The following is an 18,570-nucleotide window of genomic DNA, read 5'->3' on the forward strand; positions in this document are numbered from 1 at the left end:
TCACGCCGCCCGGATGCCCGCCAGGAAGCGCTCGACCTCGCCGCGCAGTAGTTCCGACTGCTGGGACAGCTCTCCTGCGGCGCCCTGGACCTGCGTCGCCGCCGTGCCGGTCTGGGCGGACGCCTCGGTCACCTGGATGATGGTGCTCGACACCTCCTGGGTGCCGGCGGCGGCCTGGGTGACGTTGCGCGAGATCTCGGCGGTGGCGGCGGTCTGCTCCTCGACTGCGGCCGAGATCGCCGTCGTGATCTCGTTGATCGAATTGATCGTGGTGCCGATGCCGCGGATCGCGCCGACGGCGCCGCCGGTGGCCTGCTGCATCGACAAGATCTGGGCTGAGATCTCCTCCGTCGCCTTGCCGGTGCGGGTGGCCAGGCTCTTGACCTCCGAGGCCACCACCGCGAAGCCCTTGCCTGACTCGCCGGCTCGGGCCGCCTCGATCGTCGCGTTCAGCGCCAGCAGGTTGGTCTGGCTGGCGATGTCGGCGATCAGGTCGACAACCTCGCCGATCCGGTTGGCGGCGTCGGCCAAGCCCTGGATGGTGGCGTTGGTCTGCTCCGCCTCGGAGACGGCTTGGTTGGCGATGCCGGTCGAACGGGTCACCTGACGCGAGATCTCGCCAAGCGACCCGCTCATCTCCTCGGCCGCCGCGGCGACGGTCTGGACGTTGACGGAGGTCTGCTCGGCCGCGGCGGCGGACGCGGTCGCCTGCCGGCTGGTCTCCTCGGCGATGGCCCCCATGCTCTGGGCCGTGCTGTCCAGTTCGGTCGCGGCGGACGAGACCGTCCTCAGGATCCCGCTCATGCTCTGGTCGAAGCCGGCGATCAGGCGATCCATCGTCTCCATCCGCTTGAGGCGGGCCGCCAACTCCTCGCGCTCGCGTGCCTCCAGAAGCTTCCGCTGCTCGGCGTTCTCCTTGAACACTTGGACCGCCTTGGCCATGTGCCCGATCTCGTCGCCACGCTCGCGGCCGGCGACCTCGACCGTCAGGTCGTCGGCGGCCAACCGCGTCATGGTTCCGGTGATCCTCATCATGGCGGCGGCGACCGCCTTCTCGAAGAACAGAACCACGCCGACCAGGGCCGCGACGACCAGCGTCAGCACGGAGATCACGATCGCGCGGGAGAAGGCGTAGATCGCGTCACCCTCCTCGCTGGCCTTGGCGCCGTAGCGGGTATCCAGGGTCACCAACTCCAGCAGCGTCTCGGAAAAGGCGTCGAAGTCCCCCTTCGTCGTCCTGAAGGCTTCCGCCGCGGCCTCGTTCTCGTTGCGGCGCGAGAGGGCCAGCATTTCGCCACTCTTCTTGATGTAGTCGCGCCATTCACGCTGCACGCGCGTGATGCCGTCACGCTCGTGGATATCCAGGTCGTATCCGGCGTAGGCGCTCAGACGCTGGTCGATGTCCTTCCCGATCCTATCCAGATCCTGTTCAGCCCGGGCCATCAGCGCGTCGGTGGTCGAGATGATGTGCGTCGCCTCGGCGATGCGATAGTCCGATGTCGCGGTGTTGACCGCGTTCAACAGGTTGGCGCGCGGCATCCAGATTTCGGAGAGGATGGTCGATTGGTCGTTGACCACCGCCATCCGCTCGACGGTGAACACGCCCAAGCCGATGATGAGGACAGCCAAAGCCGCCAAGGCGGCGTGCATCTTGGCGCGCAGTGTCAGATTTCCCATGGGTCACCCACTGTGTCAATGTGTTGACCCTTTCGAAAGCAGGAGTGGTGCCAAGAATGGGCTCATCCATATACCGCTTTCGATGGAATGGAGTGGCGCGATACCTTGGCTTCGTTTGCCCGACCGCCTTTCCCTATGACGTAAGTCCTGTTACCGCTATTCCCCGTCTTTGCGAAACGCCAAGAAGGTTTTCGCAAAACGCGAATCCCTCCCTCAACTTCGGCGGGCCTCCTCCAGCAGCCAGTCCCGGAAAGCCGTCAGCGCCGGCCGGTCGGCCAGATGCCGTGGGCTGACCAGCTGATAGCTGCCCAGCCGCGCCTCCAATTCCGGGAAGGGGACCGCCAGCCGGCCGGCGGCGATGTCGTCCTGGACCAGTGACAGGTCGGCGACCGTGACGCCATGTCCGTCGGCGGCGGCCTGGATCGCCAGATCCTGAGTGTCGAAGATCTGACTGTCGCGGTCGACGTCCAGGTCGGGCAGACCGGCCAGTTCCAGCCACGCCCGCCACTCGTTCTGCTGGGAATCCGGATGCAGGATGGTGCAGCGCGCCAGATCGGCGGGGGTCGCCAGACGGTCAAGCATCGATGGCGCGCACAGGGGCGTCAGCCGCTCCTCGAACAGGGGGTCGGCGCGCAGTCCCGGCCAGGGGCCGACGCCAAACACGATGCCGGCGTCGAAGTCGTCGCGGTCGAAATCGACCCACTCCCAGCCGGTGTTCAGCCTGACCCGGATGTCGGGACGGCTGGTCTGGAAGCGGATCAGCCGGCGCATCAGCCACCGGATGGTGAAGGTCGGCGGCACCTTGACCTGGAGGTCGTGGGCGCGCGCCTCGACCCGGGCGGCGGCCTGCGCGATCCTGTCCAGCCCATCGGTGACTCCGGTCAGCAGCACCTTGCCCTCGACCGTCAGCGCCAAGGCGCGCGGCAGCCGCTGGAACAGGGCGACACCCAGATGGTCCTCCAGCCCCTTGACCGCGCGGCTGACGGCACCCTGGGTGACGTGCAACTCCTCCGCCGCCAGGGTGAAGCTCAGGTGGCGGGCGGCGGCCTCGAACGGGCGGAGTGAATTGAGCGGCGGCAGACGGCGGGACATGACGGCTCACGCATGAGTTTCCCTCATGCGGAACATGAGAACTCATGGTTTGTCCACAAGGGGTGGGGGCCATAGATATACGCTAACGAACGACACCAACCCAGTCCGCCCAACCAGCACGCCAAGGAGGCTGCCATGATCAGAACTCAAACCAGGCATGCGCCGGCGCTGCCCTTCGCCACTCCAGCCGTCTCTTGGTCCCGTCTCGCGGAACTGCCGGCCGTGTGGCGTCGGCGCGCGCTGACCCGCCGCGACCTCTCCCGCATGGATCGTCACATGCTGTCCGATATCGGCCTGACCGAGGGCCAAGCCCTGGACGAGGTCGCCAAGCCGTTCTGGCGGGAGTGATCCTCGGGGCTTCTCACTCCCCCGTCTGGAGCAGCGCTCCCCGGCTCCGGGCGACGTTGAAGAAGTGCAGGAAGATGAACGCCGCCAGGACCATGTAGGCGGCGTTCAGGCCGGCCGCCCAGCCCAGGTGGTCCCAGCGGATGACCCCCTCGAACATCAGCGCCCGCATCCCTTCGAAGACATGCGCCGACGGCAGGGACCACGCCACCGCCTGGAGCCAGCCGGGCAGCACCGAGACGGGGTAGTAGACGGCGCTGACGGGAGCCAGCAGGAAGATCGACACCCAGGCGAGGCTTTCCGCTCCCAAGCCGTGGCGCAGGATCAGCGCCACGATCATCAGGCCCAGCCACCAGCCCATGATGATCAGGTTGGCGAAGAACGCCACCAGCGGCAGCCCCATGTCGAAGATCGAGTAGCCGAAGATCGGGATCGCCAGCAGCCCGGCCGGCAGGGTTCCCAGCAGGGTCCGGATCAGGCTCATCGTCATCAGGGCCACCACCCACTCACCGGGCCGCAGCGGGCTGACGAACAGATGCCCCAGGTTGCGCGACCACATCTCCTCCAGGAACGACAGCGACACGCCAAGCTGTCCCCGGAACAGCACGTCCCACAGCAGCACCGCCGCGATCAGAACGCCGGCCGCTTGGGCCACCCAGGTGCTGTTGGTCGCCATGAACTGGCTGATGAAGCCCCACATGATCATCTGCACGGTCGGCCAGTAGGCCAGTTCCAGCAGGCGTGGCCACGAACCGCGCAGTAGATACCAGTAGCGCAGCACCATGGCGGCGACGCGCCGGGCGGAAGCCCCGATCGTTCGCATCATGTTCGTCATTCCGCCGCATCCCCGACGCGATCCGCCGCGGGCTCGGCGCCGCCACTCCGGCGGTCGCGCGCGATGTCCAGGAAGACGTCCTCCAGGGTATCGCGGCCATAGCGTTCCAGCAGGTCGGCCGGCGTGCCGCGATCGACGATGACGCCGCCGCGCATCATCAGGACCAACCCGCACAGCCGCTCGACCTCCAGCATGTTGTGCGACGCCAGCAGGATGGTCGCCCCGGTCCGGTCGCGGTAGGTTTCGAGATATGTCCTGATCCAGTCGGCGGTGTCGGGGTCAAGCGAGGCGGTCGGCTCGTCCAGCAGCAGCACCTCCGGCTTGTTGAGCAGCGCCTTGGCCAGTGCCACGCGGGTCTTCTGCCCGGCGGAGAGCTGTCCGACCGGCTTCTTGAGAAAGCGCGTGACGTCGAGCGCCTCGGCGATCTCCGCGACCCGTCGCCGCACCCCCGGGATGCCGTAGAGGTGACCGTAGACCGTCAAGTTCTCCGCGACGGTCAATCGATGCGGCAGGTCGACATAGGGTGACGAGAAGTTCATCCGCGTCAGCACCCGGTGCCGGTGGCGCAGCATGTCCTCTCCCAGCATCCGGATGGCGCCGGACGTGGGCAGCAGCAGCCCCAGGAGCATGGAGATGGTGGTGGTCTTGCCGGCGCCGTTGCCGCCAAGCAGGCCGACGACGGTTCCGGCCGGCACCGCGAAACTGATGTCGTTCACGGCGGTGACGGGAGACGCCGCGTCACCGAACCGCTTGGTCAGGTGATCGACTTTGATGACAGGCTGGGACATAAGCAGGCTATATGGCGAACAGATCGCCCGCTGACCAGCCCCGTCTCCTTCCAAAGCCCGGCCTTCCAGTCCCTCTCCCATCCCGCCCGACTTCCGGCAGCCCAACATGATCGAAGCAGCTCCTCCGCCGCGTTCCGGTCCGGTCCATCCGCCCGCCATGACGCCGATCGCCACCGCGATCGACGGGCGGGTGACGCTGCGGACCCTGATCCTGATCCGCTGGATCGCGGTGGTCGGCCAGTTGACCGCCGTGCTGTCCGTCCATTTCGGCTTCGGCTTCAAGCTGCCGCTCGGTCCGGCGCTGGCCGCCATGGGCGCCTCCGTCCTGCTGAACCTGGCGGCGCAAGCCCAGCGCGGCACGCGGCCGCGGCTGGCGGACCGCGACGCCGCCCTCTATCTCGGCTACGACACGCTTCAGCTGACGCTGCTGCTGTACCTGACCGGCGGGCTCCAGAACCCCTTCGCGATCCTGATCCTGGCGCCGCTGACCGTCGCCGGCACCATCCTGTCCAGGGTCAGCGTCATCGCCCTGACCGTGCTGGCGCTGTGCTGCCTGACGGGGCTGGCGCTGTGGCAGTTCCCGCTGCCTTGGGCGAACGGCTCGGTCGGCCTGCCGTCGCTCTACCTGCTCGGCATCTGGCTGTCGCTGTCGCTCTCGGCGATCTTCATCACCGCCTATGTCTGGAGCGTGGCGCAGGAGGCCCGCTCGATCTCCGACGCGCTGGCGGCGAGCCAGATGGCGCTGGAGCGCGAACAGCGGCTCTCGGCGCTGGGAGCCCTGGCGGCGGCGGCCGCGCACGAGCTGGGCACGCCGCTCGGCACCATCCACCTGGTCGCCAAGGAGCTGGCGAGCGAGATCCCGGCCGATAGCCCGCTCGCCGAGGATATCGCGTTGCTGCAAAGCCAGAGCCTCCGCTGCCGCGACATCTTGGCCGAATTGTCGCGGAAGCCGGAGGCGGAGGGCGGCGAGCCGTTCGACCGCCTGACCGTGGCGGCCCTGATCGACGCCGCCGGGGCGCCGCACCGGCTGGGCCACATCAAGTTCCTGCTGGAGACCGAACCGGTGTCCGGCCCGCCCGTCCCGATGATCCGGCGCAGTCCCGAGATCATCCACGGGCTCGGCAACCTGATCCAGAACGCCACTCAATTCGCCCGTTCCACCGTCAAGGTGCGCGCCCGCTGGGACGACGAGGCGCTGACCATCACCGTCAGCGACGATGGTCCCGGCTTTCCCCAGAGCCTGCTCAACCGGATCGGCGAGCCCTATATCTCGACGCGGGTCGAGGGTGGCAGGGCGGAGGGCGGCTCGCACATGGGGCTGGGAATCTTCATCGCCCAAACCCTGCTGGAGCGGACCGGGGCCGAGGTCATGTTCGCCAATAGTCGTGGCGGTGGGGCCCAAGTTGTCGTACGTTGGAATCCACCTATTTTCGACACGAAAGGCTGAGGACGGGAACGCGAATGACTTCCGACATCGGTCCGACCGGCGAGGCCGCCAAACTGACATTTTCCGGTGACGCTTCGCGCAGCCTCCTGGTTGTCGACGACGATCCCCCGTTCCGAAACCGTTTGGCGCGCGCGATGGAGAAGCGCGGCTTCGACGTCGTCGCGGTCGACAGCGTCGCGATGGGCATCGAGGTGGCGCAGGAGTCCGCTCCGGTGTTCGCCGTCGTCGATCTCCGCCTGGGTGACGGCAGTGGCCTGGATGTGGTCGCGGCGCTGCGCGACGCCCGTCCCGAAGCCCGGATCGTGGTGCTGACGGGCTACGGCAACATCGCCACGGCGGTCGCGGCGGTCAAGGCCGGCGCCGTCGACTACCTGCCCAAGCCGGCCGACGCCGACGCGGTGGAGGCGGCGCTGCTGGCCGACGGCCGCCCCCTGCCGCCGCCGCCGGACAACCCGATGTCGGCCGACCGCGTCCGCTGGGAACACATCCAACGGGTCTTCGAGCAATGCGACCGCAACGTGTCCGAAACGGCTCGCCGCCTCAAGATGCACCGCCGCACCCTCCAGCGCATCCTGAACAAGCACGCCCCCCGGGGGTGAGCGCTTTGATGCCCGCGCCGAGCGATGGGAACCAAGTCGGGGCCGCCCGGGTTATTGCCTGAAGGCGGAACCGGCGGAGTTGGACCATGACCAAGGATGAGATCGTCGATACCCTGAATGATCTGATTCAGATCACCGAGGACAGTCACGAAGGGTATCGGAAGTCCGCCGAGGATGCCCAGGAACCTGACTTGAAGACTCTGTTCAACGATCTTTCCGCCCAGCGCGGCGCCATGGTCCGCGATCTCCAGAAGCACGTGGCCGAGCAGGGCGGGGCGCCCGAGGCCAGCGGCACGATCATGGGCGGCGCCCATCGCTTCTTCGTCGATCTCAAGTCTTCCGTGATGGGTCGTGATCGAAACGCCATCATCGAGGAGATCCAGCGCGGCGAGACGGAGGCGGTCCGCCGCTTCGAGCAGGCGCTCGACAAGGATTTGCCGACCCACCTCGCCAGCGTCATCAGCCAGCATCTCGCCCGGTTCCACGCCGACCGCGAACGCCTCGCCAGCGTCAACCCGGGAGCGCGCCAAGCCTCCTGAGACACACAGCCGACAACCTCCCTCACAACAGGAGACAGCCGATGGCGACCAACGCCGAAATCGCCGCCAAACTGCTGAGGGACGCAGCGTCCTTCTTCCGCCATGTCGGAGACCAGAACGATCCGATCAAGGATCAGATGGATACCAACGCCCAGGCCTACGAGACCATCGCCGAACTGGTCGAGACCGAACCGACCGCCGAGTTCGACCTGATCGAGCGAACGCCCAACGCCTAGCGCCGCTCCTCCAGCGCCGCCAGGATGGCGCGGCGCTGGTCGGGAGATGCGACACCCCAGCCCACGATCTCGTCGAGTGTCCGGAGGCATCCGCGGCAATACCCGGATAACGGATCAATCACGCAGACGCGGGTGCAGGGGGATCGGACGTGGTTCTCATCTAAACTCATTCCACAAGATACCATACCCGGTCGAGTTCCGCCCGTTCATCCAGCACCGATCATGCGTTCGGCCAGCGCCAGCCCGCTGAGGAAAGCGCCTTCCACACGGCCGCCGAGACACCAGTCGCCGCAGGCTCCCAAGCCGCGCTCCGGATCGTACAGGCATTCCGTGTCGATGCCGCGGGTCGGTATCGAGAAACGCCAGCGATGGGCCGCGAGGTGGCTGGGCTCCGGAACCGCGGCGCCCGCGATGGCGCGGAACGCCTCCAGCAGGCGGTTGGCGACGTCGCCCGCCTGATCCTCGATATGCGCCTCCGACCACTCCGGCGAGCCATGCAGGACCCAGGTCTCGCCAACTTGTGACGCGCGGCCCGGCTTGGAACTGTCGCGCGCGATCCAGGAGAGCGGTGATCCGACGACGAAGGCTCCGTCGTGGGGAATGTCGAGCGGTCGATCGAAGCGGGCCATCACGGCCCAGCAGCCCGCCATGACCGCGCTCGCCGCCCGATAGGCGAGGTCCGGAGATTCGGCCAGCAGGGGCACCGCCTGGGGTGACGGCACCGCGACCGCCACGCGGTCGTACTCCCCCAAATCGATACCCTTCTCATCGCGAAGCCTCCAGCCGTCCTCGCCCGCCGTGACCTCGGCGACCCGGATGCCGGAGCGGGGCCGAGTCGTGTCGGCCAGCAGGCGGGTCGGACCGCTCATGCCCGGTATGCCGACGAAGCGCTCACCAGGGGAGTGCTCGATCGCGCCATCCCGGGTGAGGCGGACGATCCCGCCGGTCCACGGCGCCGCCGCTCCCACCGCGATCCAGTCGTCGACGCGGGCGCGGAACCGCGGATCGCGCGCGGTGAAGTACTGGGCGCCGTGATCGAACCGCAGGGTGACATCCGCCGCCGAGCCGTTTTCCGTTCCACTCGGTCCCGTTCCGCTGGGTACCGTCACGCGCCGCGTCGCCATCCTGCCGCCGGGACCGCGGCCCTTGTCGAACACCGTCACCGGCCAGCCCTGGGCAAGCAGTCGTTCCGCGCAGGCGAGTCCCGCCATGCCGGCGCCGATGACGGCGACGCGGGGTTGTTTGAACACGTCCTTCATGATCGCCCGCCCTTATTGTCTCATTGTACGGCTGTGAACTAGCCCGGTGCGGCTATTCATCCAGGCCTATTTATGGCCCAAGCCAGATGAGTGATTGTCCGCTACACTAATTTTCTGATAATGCGTGTAAAATACACTGTTAATGGTTCTCTGTATGCTTGGATCGCCACGCGTTGGGTTGGGGGAAGCGCGGCCACGGCTGGTCCGTGACCGTGACCGAGGTCAACTCCCCCGTCAGGATCCCGCCAGCCGTCGGCATTCCAGGCGGATCATGCTGGGATGCGTCATCCTGCTCGGCGTCGCCCTGTCGCTATCGATGTTCCTGGTCGTCCGCAAGCAGACGGCGGGGCAGATTTCCGAAAGCCTCGGCACGCAGGCCGATCGGGCGACCGAGACGATCCAGCGGCGCACGCGCTTGCTCGAGGACACGGTCAGGGCGACCAGTGCCCTATTCAACGCGTCCGGCAACGTGACCCCCCAAGAATTCACCAGCTTCCTGGGGCATATCCTGCCAGCCCGGGATGGCGCCGATCTGATGTTCTGGACGCCCGACGCCGAGGGGCCGGTCGATGTCGCTTATCTGATCGGCAAGATGACCGAGGATAGTTCGGTGTTTTCGCTGGAGACCGATCCCGAACTGCGCGGATTGATCCTGACGGCCTTGTCGGGGCGCCCGACCACAGTCGCGGTGCTCGACAGTTCCGGCGCGATACCGGGGCTGGGCCGCGTGCTGGCCGTGGCATCCCCAACGCGGCGGCGTGTCGATGGTGTCGTCACCGGAGCGGCGGTCGGACTGGTCGGTCTCAACGAATTGTTCCAAATTGCCACCAACGAGCGCGGCGGCGACATGGTGGCTCCGGCGCTTCGCGTCTTCGATCCGGCTGAGCCGGAAACATCCCTGTATGTTCGGGACCACCAGCCGAGCCTGGAACTGACGGCCATGGTCGGGCCGGTCACCCGGCGGACGCGGCTTGCGATCGGCGACCGCATCTGGGTCGCCGAGTTCCGCGCCGTGATGGTCAGCCTGCCGCCAGCCCTCGCCTTGGCGCCGATCGGCACGCTGCTCGGCGGCTTGGTCGTGACCGCGATGCTGGCGGCGTATCTGAACACGGCGCAACGCCGGGCCCACGATGTCGGGGCGCTGGCCAGCCACCTGGAGCGGATCAACCGTGAACTGAAGCTGCGGGTGGACGAGAACGATCGCACCGCCGCCGCCTTGAGCGAGAGCGAGCGGAAGTACCGCGAGATCTACGAGAACGCCGTCGAAGGCATCTTCCAAACCTCGCCCGAAGGCAGGATGCTGAGCGCCAATCCGGCGCTGGCGCGGATCTACGGCTACTCCAATCCGGCGGAGGTGCTGGCGGCGCTCCAGGATATCGGCCTCCAGCTTTACACCGATCCCGGACGGCGGGAGGAGTTCACCTATCTTCTCGACCTGCACGACGCCATCCATGGCTTCGAATCGGAGATCCGTCGCAAGGACGGAACGACCATATGGATCGCGGAGACCGCCCGCGCGGTGCGCGACCCCCGCGGGCGGCTGCTCTATTACGAAGGCAAGGTCGAGGACGTCACCGAGCGTAGGGCCGCCGAGGAGTTGAGCCGGATCGCGCGCGAGGAGGCTGAACTGGCGAACCGGGCGAAGAGCGAGTTCCTGACCAACATGAGTCACGAGTTGCGGACACCGCTGAACGCGGTGATCGGCTTTTCCGAGATGATCATGACGGAGGCCTTCGGCCCGGTCGGTCAGGCCGAATATGTCGACTACGCCCGCGACATCCACGACAGCGGCACGCAGTTGCTGAACCTGATCAACGACATCCTGGACATGTCGAAGATCGAGGCCGGCAAGAAGGAGCTGATGGACACGGTGATCGACATCAGCCGAGTCATGTCGTCCTGCGTCCGGCTGGTCCAGGCGCGCGCCCGATTTGGCGGCATCGGCATCACTGTCGACCTTCCCCCCGACCTGCCTTTCGTCCGCGCGGAGGAGTTGTCGCTGAAGCAGATCCTGACCAATCTGCTGACCAACGCGGTCAAGTTCACCCCGGAGGGTGGCGAGGTGGAGGTTTCGGCCGCGGTGGAGCCGGATGGGACCTTGGCGATCAGTGTCGCCGACACGGGGATCGGCATAGCGCCGGAGGATATCGAGAAAGCCTTCGCGCCGTTCGGCCAAATCGAAAGCTCGCTCAGCACCAAAACCCAGGGTACCGGCCTTGGCCTGCCGCTAGCCCAGTCGCTGGTGGCGCTGCATGGGGGGACATTGACGCTCGATAGCGCGCCGGGCGAGGGGACCACGGTCACCATCCGCCTGCCGGCCGACCGGGTGGTCGACAGGGTTTCCCAACGGGCGTCGTGAAAGCGGTGGATTTCCTGGGAAACGGACAAAAAAAGGCCGCCACGAGGGCGGCCCGAAGTCTAGGGAGGAAACGCCCAAAGAGGCGTCGCAGCATCTCTGCTGCACTGCAATAGATAAGGGCCCCTTCACCGCATTGCAAGCATGATCACAGTCGAAAACATCCTACTTTCGGCTGACGTGGGGGTCAGGCGGCGCGGCGCATCTGGTCGTTGGCGGGCGCTTGGTTACGGCTGCCGGGAACGGTGAGCGCCAGCGGGGCGGTGGAGTCGGTCGCCGTCAGCTTGCGGGTGATCAGGGCCGTGACCAGGATGTGGGCGACCGCGATCAGGGCGAGGAGGACGACGGCTTCGGCGGTGGTTCCAGTCAACATGGTCTTTGCTCCGGATCAGTCAGTGGTTGTGTGTGCGTTGCGATGAATATGCCTCTGAAGGTCTCCAGTGTCAAATACTGTATACGGTATCTTGTATACCAAAGCTGGATGGCAGGATTGCGCCAAGCGGATGCCTCATGTTTCGGCACGTCGCCATGGCGGGTGAACCGGGGGAAGGCCCCAGCGCTCGGATCGACGCCGCGGCCGCGCGGGCGGCGCTGACGAAGGATCGCGTCGCCATTATCCGGGATGCCTTGCGCCGCATGCTCGCGGACGAGGAACAGGTGAAGCGGGTGGCGCGCGCGTCGGGGGATCTGTTAAGGCGCTGAGGTCACGGCGCTGGGTTCAGCCGCTTCAGCGCCCATTCGGCGGCGTCGCGCACCAAATCCGAGCCGTCATGGGTCAGCCGCTCGACCAGTGCCATCTGGCCGCGGTCGCCGCTGTTGCCCAGCGCGGTCAGCACGTTGCGGACGAAGCGGTCGCGCCCGATCCGCTTGATCGGCGAGCCGGAGAAGACTTGGCGGAAGGCCGCGTCGTCCAGTTGGGCGAGGTCGGCCAACCGAGGGGCCGTCAGTTCGGCGCGGGGCAGGAAGGCGGCCTCCCGCGTGCGCTTGGCGAACTTGTTCCAGGGGCAGGCGGCGAGGCAGTCGTCGCAGCCATAGATCCTGTTGCCCATCAGCGGGCGCAGGTCCTCAGGGATGGGGCCCTTGTGCTCGATCGTCAGGTAGGAGACGCAGCGCCGGGCGTCGAGCCGGTAGGGCTCCGGAAAGGCCGCCGTCGGGCAGGCGTCCTGGCAGCGCCGGCAGGAGCCGCAGAGGTCGGCTCCCGGCGGGTCAGGCGGCAGTTCCAAGGCGGTGTAGACCTCGCCGAGGAACAGCCACGAGCCGTGACCGCGCGACACCAGATTGGTGTGCTTGCCCTGCCAGCCCAACCCGGCCCGTTCGGCCAGCGGCTTTTCCATCACCGGGGCGGTGTCGACGAAGACCTTGACCTCGGCGGCGTGGCGCCGGTGGATGAATTGGGCAAGCTGCTTCAGCCGGCTCTTGACGACGTCGTGATAGTCGCGGCCTTGGGCGTAGACCGAGACGACGCCCCGGTCGGGATGGTCGAGCAGCCGTCTCGGGTCCTCGTGCGGGGCGTAGGACATGCCGAGCGCCACGATGGTGCGGGCGTCGGGCCACAGCACCTGGGGATCGCCGCGCCGATCGGCCTTTTCCAGCATCCAACCCATGTCGCCGTGCATCCCCTGGGCGAGGAACTCGCCCAAGCGCGCGCGGGCCTCGGCGGCCAGGGTGGCCGGCGCGAAGCCGACGGCGTCGAAGCCGAGGGCCAGCGCCCGGTCGCGGATCTCCTCCCGGCTCCGCTCGGGTGTTCCAGGTATGGTTGGTTTTGGTTCAGCCGCGGCCACGGTAGGCCGCCACCCCCTGGTCGGGCACCCACACGCCATCGGGAACCGGCCCGGTCTGGTAGAACACGTCGATCGGAATGCCGCCGCGCGGATACCAGTAGCCGCCGATGCGGAGCCAGACCGGTTTCAGCTCCGTCTCCAGACGTTTGGCGATGCCGACGGTGCAGGCCTCGTGGAAGGCTCCGTGGTCGCGGAACGAGGTCAGGTAGAGCTTCAGCGACTTGCTCTCGACCAGCCAGTCACCCGGCACGTAGTCGATCACCAGATGGGCGAAATCGGGTTGGCCGGTGATCGGGCACAGCGACGTGAACTCCGGCGCCGCGAAACGCACCAGATAGCCGGTTCCGGGATGCGGATTGGGCACGCGCTCCAGCACCGCCTCCTCGGGCGAGGCCGGCTGGACGGTGGCGCCGCCAAGCTGCGTCAGGCCTTCATAGATCGATCGCGACACTGGAATCCTCCTCGGACTTGTCCGTCTCAGGTGCGGCTTTAAGGTTCAGCGGGTCGGGCAAAGCCGGATGGTCGCCAAGAGCCAAGCCAGCCTCCAACTCCGCCGCGCGTTGTTCGAAACACCCGTCCTCGATGGCCCGCCGCAGGTCGGCCATGAGGTCCTGGTAATAGGTCAGGTTGTGCCACGTCAGCAGCATGGGGCCCAGCATCTCGCCGGCCCGGAACAGGTGGTGCAGATAGCCCCGGCTGTACTCTCGGCACGCGGGGCAGCGGCAGTCCTCGTCCAGCGGGCGTGGGTCATGGGCGTGCCGGGCGTTGCGGATGTTCAGGACGCCGCGCCGGACGAAGGCCTGTCCGGTGCGTCCCGACCGCGTCGGCATCACGCAGTCGAACATGTCGACGCCACGCCGGACGGCGCCGATGATGTCACCCGGCCGTCCGACGCCCATCAGGTAGCGCGGCCGATCGGCCGCCAGCAGGGGCGTGGTGACGTCGAGCACGTCGAACATCATCTGTTGGCCCTCGCCGACGGCCAGCCCGCCGACCGCGTAGCCGTCGAACCCGATGTCGGTCAGCGCCTTGACCGAGTCGGCCCGTAGGTCGGGGTAGACGCCCCCCTGGACGATGCCGAACAGGCCATAGCCAGGACGCTCGACGAAGGCGTCACGCGACCGCTGGGCCCAGCGCATGCTCATCCTCATCGACTTGTCCGCGACCTCGTGGGTGGCGGGGAAGGGGGTGCATTCGTCCAGGCACATGGTGACGTTGCTGTCCAGCAGGTGCTGGATCCGCATCGACCGTTCGGGGGTCAGGTGATGGCGCCGGCCGTCCAGGTGCGATTTGAAGGTGACGCCGTCCTCGTTCATGGTCCGCAGATCGGACAGCGACATCACTTGGAAGCCGCCGGAGTCGGTCAGGATCGGCCCGCTCCAGTTCATGAACTTGTGCAGCCCGCCGAACTGGGCCACCCGCTCCGCCGTGGGGCGCAGCATCAGGTGATAGGTGTTGCCCAGCAGGATCTGGGCGCCGGTCTCCCTAACCGAACCGGGCATCATGCCCTTGACCGTGCCGACCGTGCCGACCGGCATGAAGGCGGGCGTCTCGACATCGCCATGGGCGGTGGAGAGCCGGCCGCGCCGGGCCATGCCGTCGGTCTTGATCAGGTCGAAACCGAGGCCCGTTGAAGTGGTCGAGGATTCGGTCATTCCTGGGGCACCTTTTCAAGCAGCGAGGTGTCGCCATAGGAATAGAACCGATATTCCGACGCTATGGCATGGGCGTAGGCGGCGCGCATGCGGTCCAGCCCGGCGAAGGCGGAAACCAGCATGAACAGCGTCGAGCGCGGCAGGTGGAAGTTGGTCAGCAGCAGGTCCACGATCTTGAAGCGGTAACCGGGGGTGATGAAGATGTCGGTGTCGCCGCTGAAGGGGGCCAGCGTCCCATCCTCGGCGGCCGCCGTCTCCAGCAGGCGGAGCGAGGTCGTGCCGACCGCGACGATCCTGCCGCCGGCCTTCCGGGTGTCCGCAATGGCCCGGGCGGTGTCCGGGCCGATCTCGCCCCATTCGGAATGCATGCGGTGGTCGCGGATGTCGTCGACCTTGACCGGCAGGAAGGTCCCCGCCCCGACATGCAGCGTCACCGGCATCCGGCGGATGCCACGCGCGTCCAGCCGAGCCAGCAGGTCGGGCGTGAAGTGCAGTCCGGCGGTCGGCGCCGCGACGGCGCCCTCGCGCGCGGCGAACACGGTCTGGTAGTTCCGGTCATCATCGGGCAAGGCGCCGTCGGGCCGGCGGATATAGGGCGGCAGCGGCATCACGCCGTGGCGGTGCAGCGCCGCCATCAGCTCCGATCCGCCTACGGAGAAGCGAAGCTCGACATCGCCGCTCTCGCGCTTGTCGAGAACCTGGGCCGACAGGTCCGGGGCGAAGGCGATGGTGTCGCCGACGCGCAGCCGCTTGCCCGGCTTGCAGAACGCCAGCCACAGGTCGGCGCCCTCGCGCTTGTGGAGGGTCACCTCGACCTTGACCTCGCCGCGCCGGCCGGTCAGGCGGGCCGGGATCACGCGGGTGTCGTTGTAGACCAGCAGGTCACGGGGGTCGAGCAGGTCCGGCAGGTCGCGCGCGCGCATGTCCGCCAGCGTCCGGCCGACATGGAGCAGGCGCGACGCGTCGCGCGGGCTCGCCGGCTGGTCGGCGATCCGGTCAGGCGGCAGTTCGAAATCGAAATCGGCTGTTCTCATGGGGAGCGCTCCTATAATGGATCGCGAGCCGAAGCGAAAGCCGAATGATTCCGCGGGGATTTGAGCGAATTGCCCGTCCTGCCAAAAGCCCTCAGCGCAGGCGGATCGGCAGCGTCGTCGTCATGGCCAAGCTTTCCGGCGAACTGGCGGCCAAGCTTCCATCGGGCCGGGCGGACAGGATCACGTATTGCCGGGCCGACCCGCGCTCGATCCGCGCCGCGACGTCCTCCCGCCCATCGCCGGAGAAACTGCCGGACGCCAGGATCGTCATCGTCCACGACCCATCGGGCGACGAGACCTTGAACGCGGTCTCGTCGATCACGAAGCGGCGGTGGCGGAGGGTTGGCGGCTCGAACCCCTCCGGCAGGGTGGTCAGGTCGAGCCGTTCCGCGACGGTTTCCGCCAGATGCGACAGCGGTGCCAAGTATTCGGACGGTTGACGCGCCTGCCGCAGCAGCGTCAGCAACGGGCAGTTCAGATAGGCGTCCAGCGCCTCGGTCGGTTCGCCCGGCGCCGTCCGTACGCCCTGGTCCAGCAGCTTCATGTAGTCGGAGCAGTTGGCGACGGTCCGCGTGCCTTGCGGCGTGGCGGCCGTGAAGGCGAAGCGCGGCTCGTGCAGCGAGGCGCCGTAGTCGCTCAGCGCGATGCGCAGGGCCGGATCGAAGATGGCGGCCTTGGGCAGGGGATCGTTCGGCGGAATCAGCGCCCGCCAGATCGTGCTGAGTCCAAGCGCCAGGACGAGTCCAGCGACGGCGATGCCGCTGAGGAACAAGAAGGTCCTGAAATCGTCCGTTCTTTCCCGATCCCGCATCCGCCCCACACCGCCGGTCACCATCGCCGCACCGCATGATGGCATATGTGGCTTTAGCCTTGCACGGGTTTTGGCTTCGCGCGACATCAGGATGGGCCTTAAGTAGGAAAGCGTCTCGCGGCATCGGGTCGACCTTCATGCCCAGTGACGTCAACGCCGCCGCCGCTCCGGTGGACACCCGTGCTTGGCCGGCCTAGTTTAGGGTGACCGACCGTAGCCGCATCAGGCCGAAATCCATGTCCGACACCGAGATGACCCAGTTCACCCGCACGCGGAAGCTGGGGGAGCGGGAGACCGTTCGATCGCTGCTGCCTTACCTGTGGCCGCGCGGCGAGAGCGAGTTGCGGTTCCGGGTCGTCGTCGCGATGGTCTGCCTGATCATCGCCAAGCTGGCCAACGTCTATGTCCCGATCCTGTACAAGCACGCGATCGACGCGCTGGGCACCACGGCCGGAACGGCGGTGGTGTTGCCGATCGGCCTGATCCTGGCCTATGGGCTGGCGCGCGTGCTGTCGCTGGCGTTCGGCGAGTTGCGCGACGCGATCTTCGCCAAGGTGGCCCAGCGGTCGATCCGGGCGGTGGCGCTGAACGTCTTCCGGCACCTGCACGCGCTGTCGCTGCGCTTCCACCTGGAGCGGCAGACCGGCGGGCTGTCGCGCTCGATCGAGCGGGGCACGCGCGCGATCCAGACGCTGCTGTCGTTCATGCTGTTCAACATCCTGCCGACGCTGCTGGAGATCCTGCTGGTCTGCGCGATCCTGTGGGGAATGTTCAACATCTGGTTCGCGCTGGCGACCTTCGTCACGGTCGTCGCCTACATCGCCTACACCCTGATGGTCACCGAGTGGCGGATGAAGTTCCGCCGCGAGATGAACGAGATGGACAACCAGGCCAACACCAAGGCGATCGACAGCCTGCTGAACTACGAGACGGTCAAGTATTTCGGCAACGAGGACCACGAGGCCCGGCGCTACGACGGCGCGCTGAAGTCCTACGAGACGGCGGCGGTGCGCAGCCAGACCAGCTTGGCGCTGCTCAACGTCGGGCAGGCGGCCATCATCTCGGTCGGATTGACCGTCGTCATGTGGATGGCGGCGCGCGGCATCATCGCCGGGACCATGACGCTGGGCGACTTCGTCCTGGTCAACACTTACCTGCTGCAACTGTACCAGCCGCTCAACTTCTTCGGTTTCGTGTATCGCGAGATCAAGCAGAGCCTTGCCGACATGGAGAAGATGTTCGAGCTGCTGGAGATCGACCGCGAGATCGCCGACGCGCCGGACGCCAAGCCGCTGGACGTGGCGGGCGCCACCGTGGCGTTCGAGGATGTCGAGTTCGGCTATGATCCCCGCCGGCCGATCCTGAAGGGCGTCTCCTTGTCGGTGCCCGCCGGCAAGACCGTCGCGATCGTCGGTCCCAGCGGGGCCGGCAAATCGACCATCAGCCGGCTGCTGTTCCGGTTCTACGATCCCAACTCCGGCCGCATCCTGATCGATGGGCAGGACATCTCCGGCATCACGCAGTCGTCGCTGCGCGCCGCGATCGGCATCGTCCCGCAGGACACCGTCCTGTTCAACGACACCATCTTCTACAACATCGCCTATGGGCGTCCCGGCGCCAGCGTCGAGGAGGTCGAGCAGGCGGCCCGGCTGGCCCACATCCACGATTTCGTCAACCGGCTGCCCGACGGCTACAAGACCATGGTCGGCGAGCGCGGATTGAAGCTGTCGGGTGGCGAGAAGCAGCGCGTCGCGATCGCCCGCACCATCCTGAAGCAGCCGGCCATCCTGCTGTTCGACGAGGCGACCTCGGCGCTCGACACCCACACCGAGCGGGAGATCCAGGCGAACCTGCGCGAGGTCAGCCGCGGCCGCACCACATTGGTGATCGCGCATAGGCTGTCCACGGTGATCGACGCCGACGAGATCATCGTGCTGGAGGATGGCCGGATCGTCGAACGCGGCCGTCACGCCGACCTGCTGGCCCGGCGCGGCGCCTATGCCGCCATGTGGACCCGGCAGCAGGAAGCGGCCGGCGAGAAGGCGATCGAGCGCCTTCCCGTGAGTTATTGACGACCTCGCCAGGGACCTTAGGCAGCGTCAACTTGCCCCGTTCA

General features: G+C 67.1%; 20 protein-coding genes. 8 read left to right on the forward strand and 12 right to left on the reverse strand.

What is annotated here, in order from left to right:
* Both N825_RS26885 and gcvA read right to left on the reverse strand, forming a co-directional pair.
* A complete protein-coding gene (locus N825_RS26885; RefSeq protein ID WP_037458840.1) occupies nt 1-1,677 on the reverse strand; it encodes a methyl-accepting chemotaxis protein in 1,677 nt (558 codons plus the stop codon).
* A gap of 213 nt (nt 1,678-1,890) precedes the next feature.
* On the reverse strand, nt 1,891-2,769 hold the full coding sequence (gcvA, locus tag N825_RS26890; RefSeq protein WP_037458841.1) for a transcriptional regulator GcvA: 879 nt from the start codon (nt 2,767-2,769) through the stop codon (nt 1,891-1,893).
* 135 nt (nt 2,770-2,904) lie between these two features.
* Here gcvA and N825_RS37570 point away from each other — a divergent pair, with 135 nt between their 5' ends.
* The gene (locus N825_RS37570; RefSeq protein ID WP_037458842.1) at nt 2,905-3,117 is read left to right on the forward strand and encodes a DUF1127 domain-containing protein; all 213 of its coding nucleotides are present in this window, start codon (nt 2,905-2,907) and stop codon (nt 3,115-3,117) included.
* A 13-nt stretch (nt 3,118-3,130) separates the two neighbouring features.
* Here N825_RS37570 and N825_RS26900 read toward each other — a convergent pair whose 3' ends face one another.
* Both N825_RS26900 and N825_RS26905 read right to left on the reverse strand, forming a co-directional pair.
* Nucleotides 3,131-3,949 (reverse strand): ABC transporter permease, encoded by an 819-nt coding sequence (locus N825_RS26900; RefSeq protein ID WP_198038913.1) that lies wholly within the window; start codon nt 3,947-3,949, stop codon nt 3,131-3,133.
* The gene (locus tag N825_RS26905) at nt 3,946-4,737 is read right to left on the reverse strand and encodes an ABC transporter ATP-binding protein (RefSeq protein ID WP_037458843.1); all 792 of its coding nucleotides are present in this window, start codon (nt 4,735-4,737) and stop codon (nt 3,946-3,948) included. Before N825_RS26905 ends, N825_RS26900 begins: the two co-directional genes overlap by 4 nt.
* Before the next feature lie 106 nt (nt 4,738-4,843).
* On the opposite strand from N825_RS26905, the gene N825_RS26910 reads away from it, so the two are divergent.
* From N825_RS26910 to N825_RS26925, 4 genes are all read left to right on the forward strand, one after another.
* Entirely contained in the window at nt 4,844-6,184 is a 1,341-nt protein-coding gene (locus tag N825_RS26910; protein WP_245613241.1) for an ActS/PrrB/RegB family redox-sensitive histidine kinase, read from the forward strand.
* 14 nt (nt 6,185-6,198) lie between these two features.
* Nucleotides 6,199-6,783, forward strand: coding sequence for an ActR/PrrA/RegA family redox response regulator transcription factor (locus tag N825_RS26915; protein WP_051513220.1), 585 nt, complete (start codon nt 6,199-6,201; stop codon nt 6,781-6,783).
* 86 nt (nt 6,784-6,869) lie between these two features.
* Nucleotides 6,870-7,322: a ferritin-like domain-containing protein gene (locus tag N825_RS26920; protein WP_037458844.1), complete on the forward strand. Its 453-nt coding sequence runs from the start codon at nt 6,870-6,872 to the stop codon at nt 7,320-7,322.
* A 41-nt stretch (nt 7,323-7,363) separates the two neighbouring features.
* Nucleotides 7,364-7,558 (forward strand): hypothetical protein, encoded by a 195-nt coding sequence (locus tag N825_RS26925; protein ID WP_037458845.1) that lies wholly within the window; start codon nt 7,364-7,366, stop codon nt 7,556-7,558.
* Here N825_RS26925 and N825_RS38120 read toward each other — a convergent pair.
* Both N825_RS38120 and N825_RS26930 read right to left on the reverse strand, forming a co-directional pair.
* Nucleotides 7,555-7,728, reverse strand: coding sequence for a DUF1289 domain-containing protein (locus N825_RS38120; RefSeq protein ID WP_084165096.1), 174 nt, complete (start codon nt 7,726-7,728; stop codon nt 7,555-7,557). The two genes, N825_RS26925 and N825_RS38120, sit on opposite strands and share 4 nt — an antisense overlap.
* A 36-nt stretch (nt 7,729-7,764) precedes the next feature.
* Nucleotides 7,765-8,817: an NAD(P)/FAD-dependent oxidoreductase gene (locus N825_RS26930; RefSeq protein ID WP_037458846.1), complete on the reverse strand. Its 1,053-nt coding sequence runs from the start codon at nt 8,815-8,817 to the stop codon at nt 7,765-7,767.
* 271 nt (nt 8,818-9,088) lie between these two features.
* Between N825_RS26930 and N825_RS38125 the strand changes: the two genes are divergently transcribed.
* Nucleotides 9,089-11,176, forward strand: coding sequence for an ATP-binding protein (locus N825_RS38125; protein ID WP_051513222.1), 2,088 nt, complete (start codon nt 9,089-9,091; stop codon nt 11,174-11,176).
* Nucleotides 11,177-11,360: 184 nt separating this feature from the next.
* Here N825_RS38125 and N825_RS26940 read toward each other — a convergent pair whose 3' ends face one another.
* A complete protein-coding gene (locus N825_RS26940) occupies nt 11,361-11,546 on the reverse strand; it encodes a hypothetical protein (protein ID WP_037458847.1) in 186 nt (61 codons plus the stop codon).
* A 137-nt stretch (nt 11,547-11,683) separates the two neighbouring features.
* On the opposite strand from N825_RS26940, the gene N825_RS26945 reads away from it, so the two are divergent.
* A complete protein-coding gene (locus tag N825_RS26945) occupies nt 11,684-11,875 on the forward strand; it encodes a hypothetical protein (RefSeq protein WP_037458848.1) in 192 nt (63 codons plus the stop codon).
* Nucleotides 11,876-11,877: 2 nt separating this feature from the next.
* Here the strand turns inward: N825_RS26945 and queG are convergent, their stop codons facing one another.
* The 5 genes from queG to N825_RS26970 all read right to left on the reverse strand — a co-directional run bounded on the left by queG (nt 11,878) and on the right by N825_RS26970 (nt 16,499).
* A complete protein-coding gene (gene queG / locus N825_RS26950) occupies nt 11,878-12,954 on the reverse strand; it encodes a tRNA epoxyqueuosine(34) reductase QueG (RefSeq protein WP_245613242.1) in 1,077 nt (358 codons plus the stop codon).
* Nucleotides 12,941-13,405 (reverse strand): preQ(1) synthase, encoded by a 465-nt coding sequence (queF, locus tag N825_RS26955; protein WP_037458849.1) that lies wholly within the window; start codon nt 13,403-13,405, stop codon nt 12,941-12,943. Before queF ends, queG begins: the two co-directional genes overlap by 14 nt.
* The gene (gene tgt / locus N825_RS26960) at nt 13,386-14,609 is read right to left on the reverse strand and encodes a tRNA guanosine(34) transglycosylase Tgt (RefSeq protein ID WP_037458851.1); all 1,224 of its coding nucleotides are present in this window, start codon (nt 14,607-14,609) and stop codon (nt 13,386-13,388) included. Before tgt ends, queF begins: the two co-directional genes overlap by 20 nt.
* Nucleotides 14,606-15,643 carry a tRNA preQ1(34) S-adenosylmethionine ribosyltransferase-isomerase QueA gene (queA, locus tag N825_RS26965; RefSeq protein WP_037458852.1) on the reverse strand — a complete coding sequence of 346 codons (1,038 nt, stop codon included), beginning with the start codon at nt 15,641-15,643 and terminating at the stop codon, nt 14,606-14,608. Before queA ends, tgt begins: the two co-directional genes overlap by 4 nt.
* Before the next feature lie 91 nt (nt 15,644-15,734).
* Nucleotides 15,735-16,499 (reverse strand): hypothetical protein, encoded by a 765-nt coding sequence (locus N825_RS26970; RefSeq protein WP_157619563.1) that lies wholly within the window; start codon nt 16,497-16,499, stop codon nt 15,735-15,737.
* A gap of 191 nt (nt 16,500-16,690) precedes the next feature.
* On the opposite strand from N825_RS26970, the gene N825_RS26975 reads away from it, so the two are divergent.
* Nucleotides 16,691-18,526 carry an ABCB family ABC transporter ATP-binding protein/permease gene (locus N825_RS26975; protein WP_245613243.1) on the forward strand — a complete coding sequence of 612 codons (1,836 nt, stop codon included), beginning with the start codon at nt 16,691-16,693 and terminating at the stop codon, nt 18,524-18,526.
* Nucleotides 18,527-18,570 lie beyond the last annotated feature (44 nt).

The sequence above is a fragment of the Skermanella stibiiresistens SB22 genome (assembly GCF_000576635.1).
GTDB classification, from domain to species: Bacteria; Pseudomonadota; Alphaproteobacteria; order Azospirillales; family Azospirillaceae; genus Skermanella; species Skermanella stibiiresistens.

Excerpts from the sequence above, each read along its gene's own strand:
- N825_RS26885 (WP_037458840.1), bottom strand. The coding sequence starts at position 1,677 with ATGGGAAATCTGACACTGCGCGCCAAGATGCACGCCGCCTTGGCGGCT.
- gcvA (WP_037458841.1), bottom strand. The coding sequence starts at position 2,769 with ATGTCCCGCCGTCTGCCGCCGCTCAATTCACTCCGCCCGTTCGAGGCC.
- N825_RS37570 (WP_037458842.1), top strand. The coding sequence starts at position 2,905 with ATGATCAGAACTCAAACCAGGCATGCGCCGGCGCTGCCCTTCGCCACT.
- N825_RS26900 (WP_198038913.1), bottom strand. The coding sequence starts at position 3,949 with ATGACGAACATGATGCGAACGATCGGGGCTTCCGCCCGGCGCGTCGCC.
- N825_RS26905 (WP_037458843.1), bottom strand. The coding sequence starts at position 4,737 with ATGTCCCAGCCTGTCATCAAAGTCGATCACCTGACCAAGCGGTTCGGT.
- N825_RS26910 (WP_245613241.1), top strand. The coding sequence starts at position 4,844 with ATGATCGAAGCAGCTCCTCCGCCGCGTTCCGGTCCGGTCCATCCGCCC.
- N825_RS26915 (WP_051513220.1), top strand. The coding sequence starts at position 6,199 with ATGACTTCCGACATCGGTCCGACCGGCGAGGCCGCCAAACTGACATTT.
- N825_RS26920 (WP_037458844.1), top strand. The coding sequence starts at position 6,870 with ATGACCAAGGATGAGATCGTCGATACCCTGAATGATCTGATTCAGATC.
- N825_RS26925 (WP_037458845.1), top strand. The coding sequence starts at position 7,364 with ATGGCGACCAACGCCGAAATCGCCGCCAAACTGCTGAGGGACGCAGCG.
- N825_RS38120 (WP_084165096.1), bottom strand. The coding sequence starts at position 7,728 with ATGAGTTTAGATGAGAACCACGTCCGATCCCCCTGCACCCGCGTCTGC.
- N825_RS26930 (WP_037458846.1), bottom strand. The coding sequence starts at position 8,817 with ATGAAGGACGTGTTCAAACAACCCCGCGTCGCCGTCATCGGCGCCGGC.
- N825_RS38125 (WP_051513222.1), top strand. The coding sequence starts at position 9,089 with ATGCTGGGATGCGTCATCCTGCTCGGCGTCGCCCTGTCGCTATCGATG.
- N825_RS26940 (WP_037458847.1), bottom strand. The coding sequence starts at position 11,546 with ATGTTGACTGGAACCACCGCCGAAGCCGTCGTCCTCCTCGCCCTGATC.
- N825_RS26945 (WP_037458848.1), top strand. The coding sequence starts at position 11,684 with ATGTTTCGGCACGTCGCCATGGCGGGTGAACCGGGGGAAGGCCCCAGC.
- tgt (WP_037458851.1), bottom strand. The coding sequence starts at position 14,609 with ATGACCGAATCCTCGACCACTTCAACGGGCCTCGGTTTCGACCTGATC.
- queA (WP_037458852.1), bottom strand. The coding sequence starts at position 15,643 with ATGAGAACAGCCGATTTCGATTTCGAACTGCCGCCTGACCGGATCGCC.
- N825_RS26970 (WP_157619563.1), bottom strand. The coding sequence starts at position 16,499 with ATGCCATCATGCGGTGCGGCGATGGTGACCGGCGGTGTGGGGCGGATG.
- N825_RS26975 (WP_245613243.1), top strand. The coding sequence starts at position 16,691 with ATGTCCGACACCGAGATGACCCAGTTCACCCGCACGCGGAAGCTGGGG.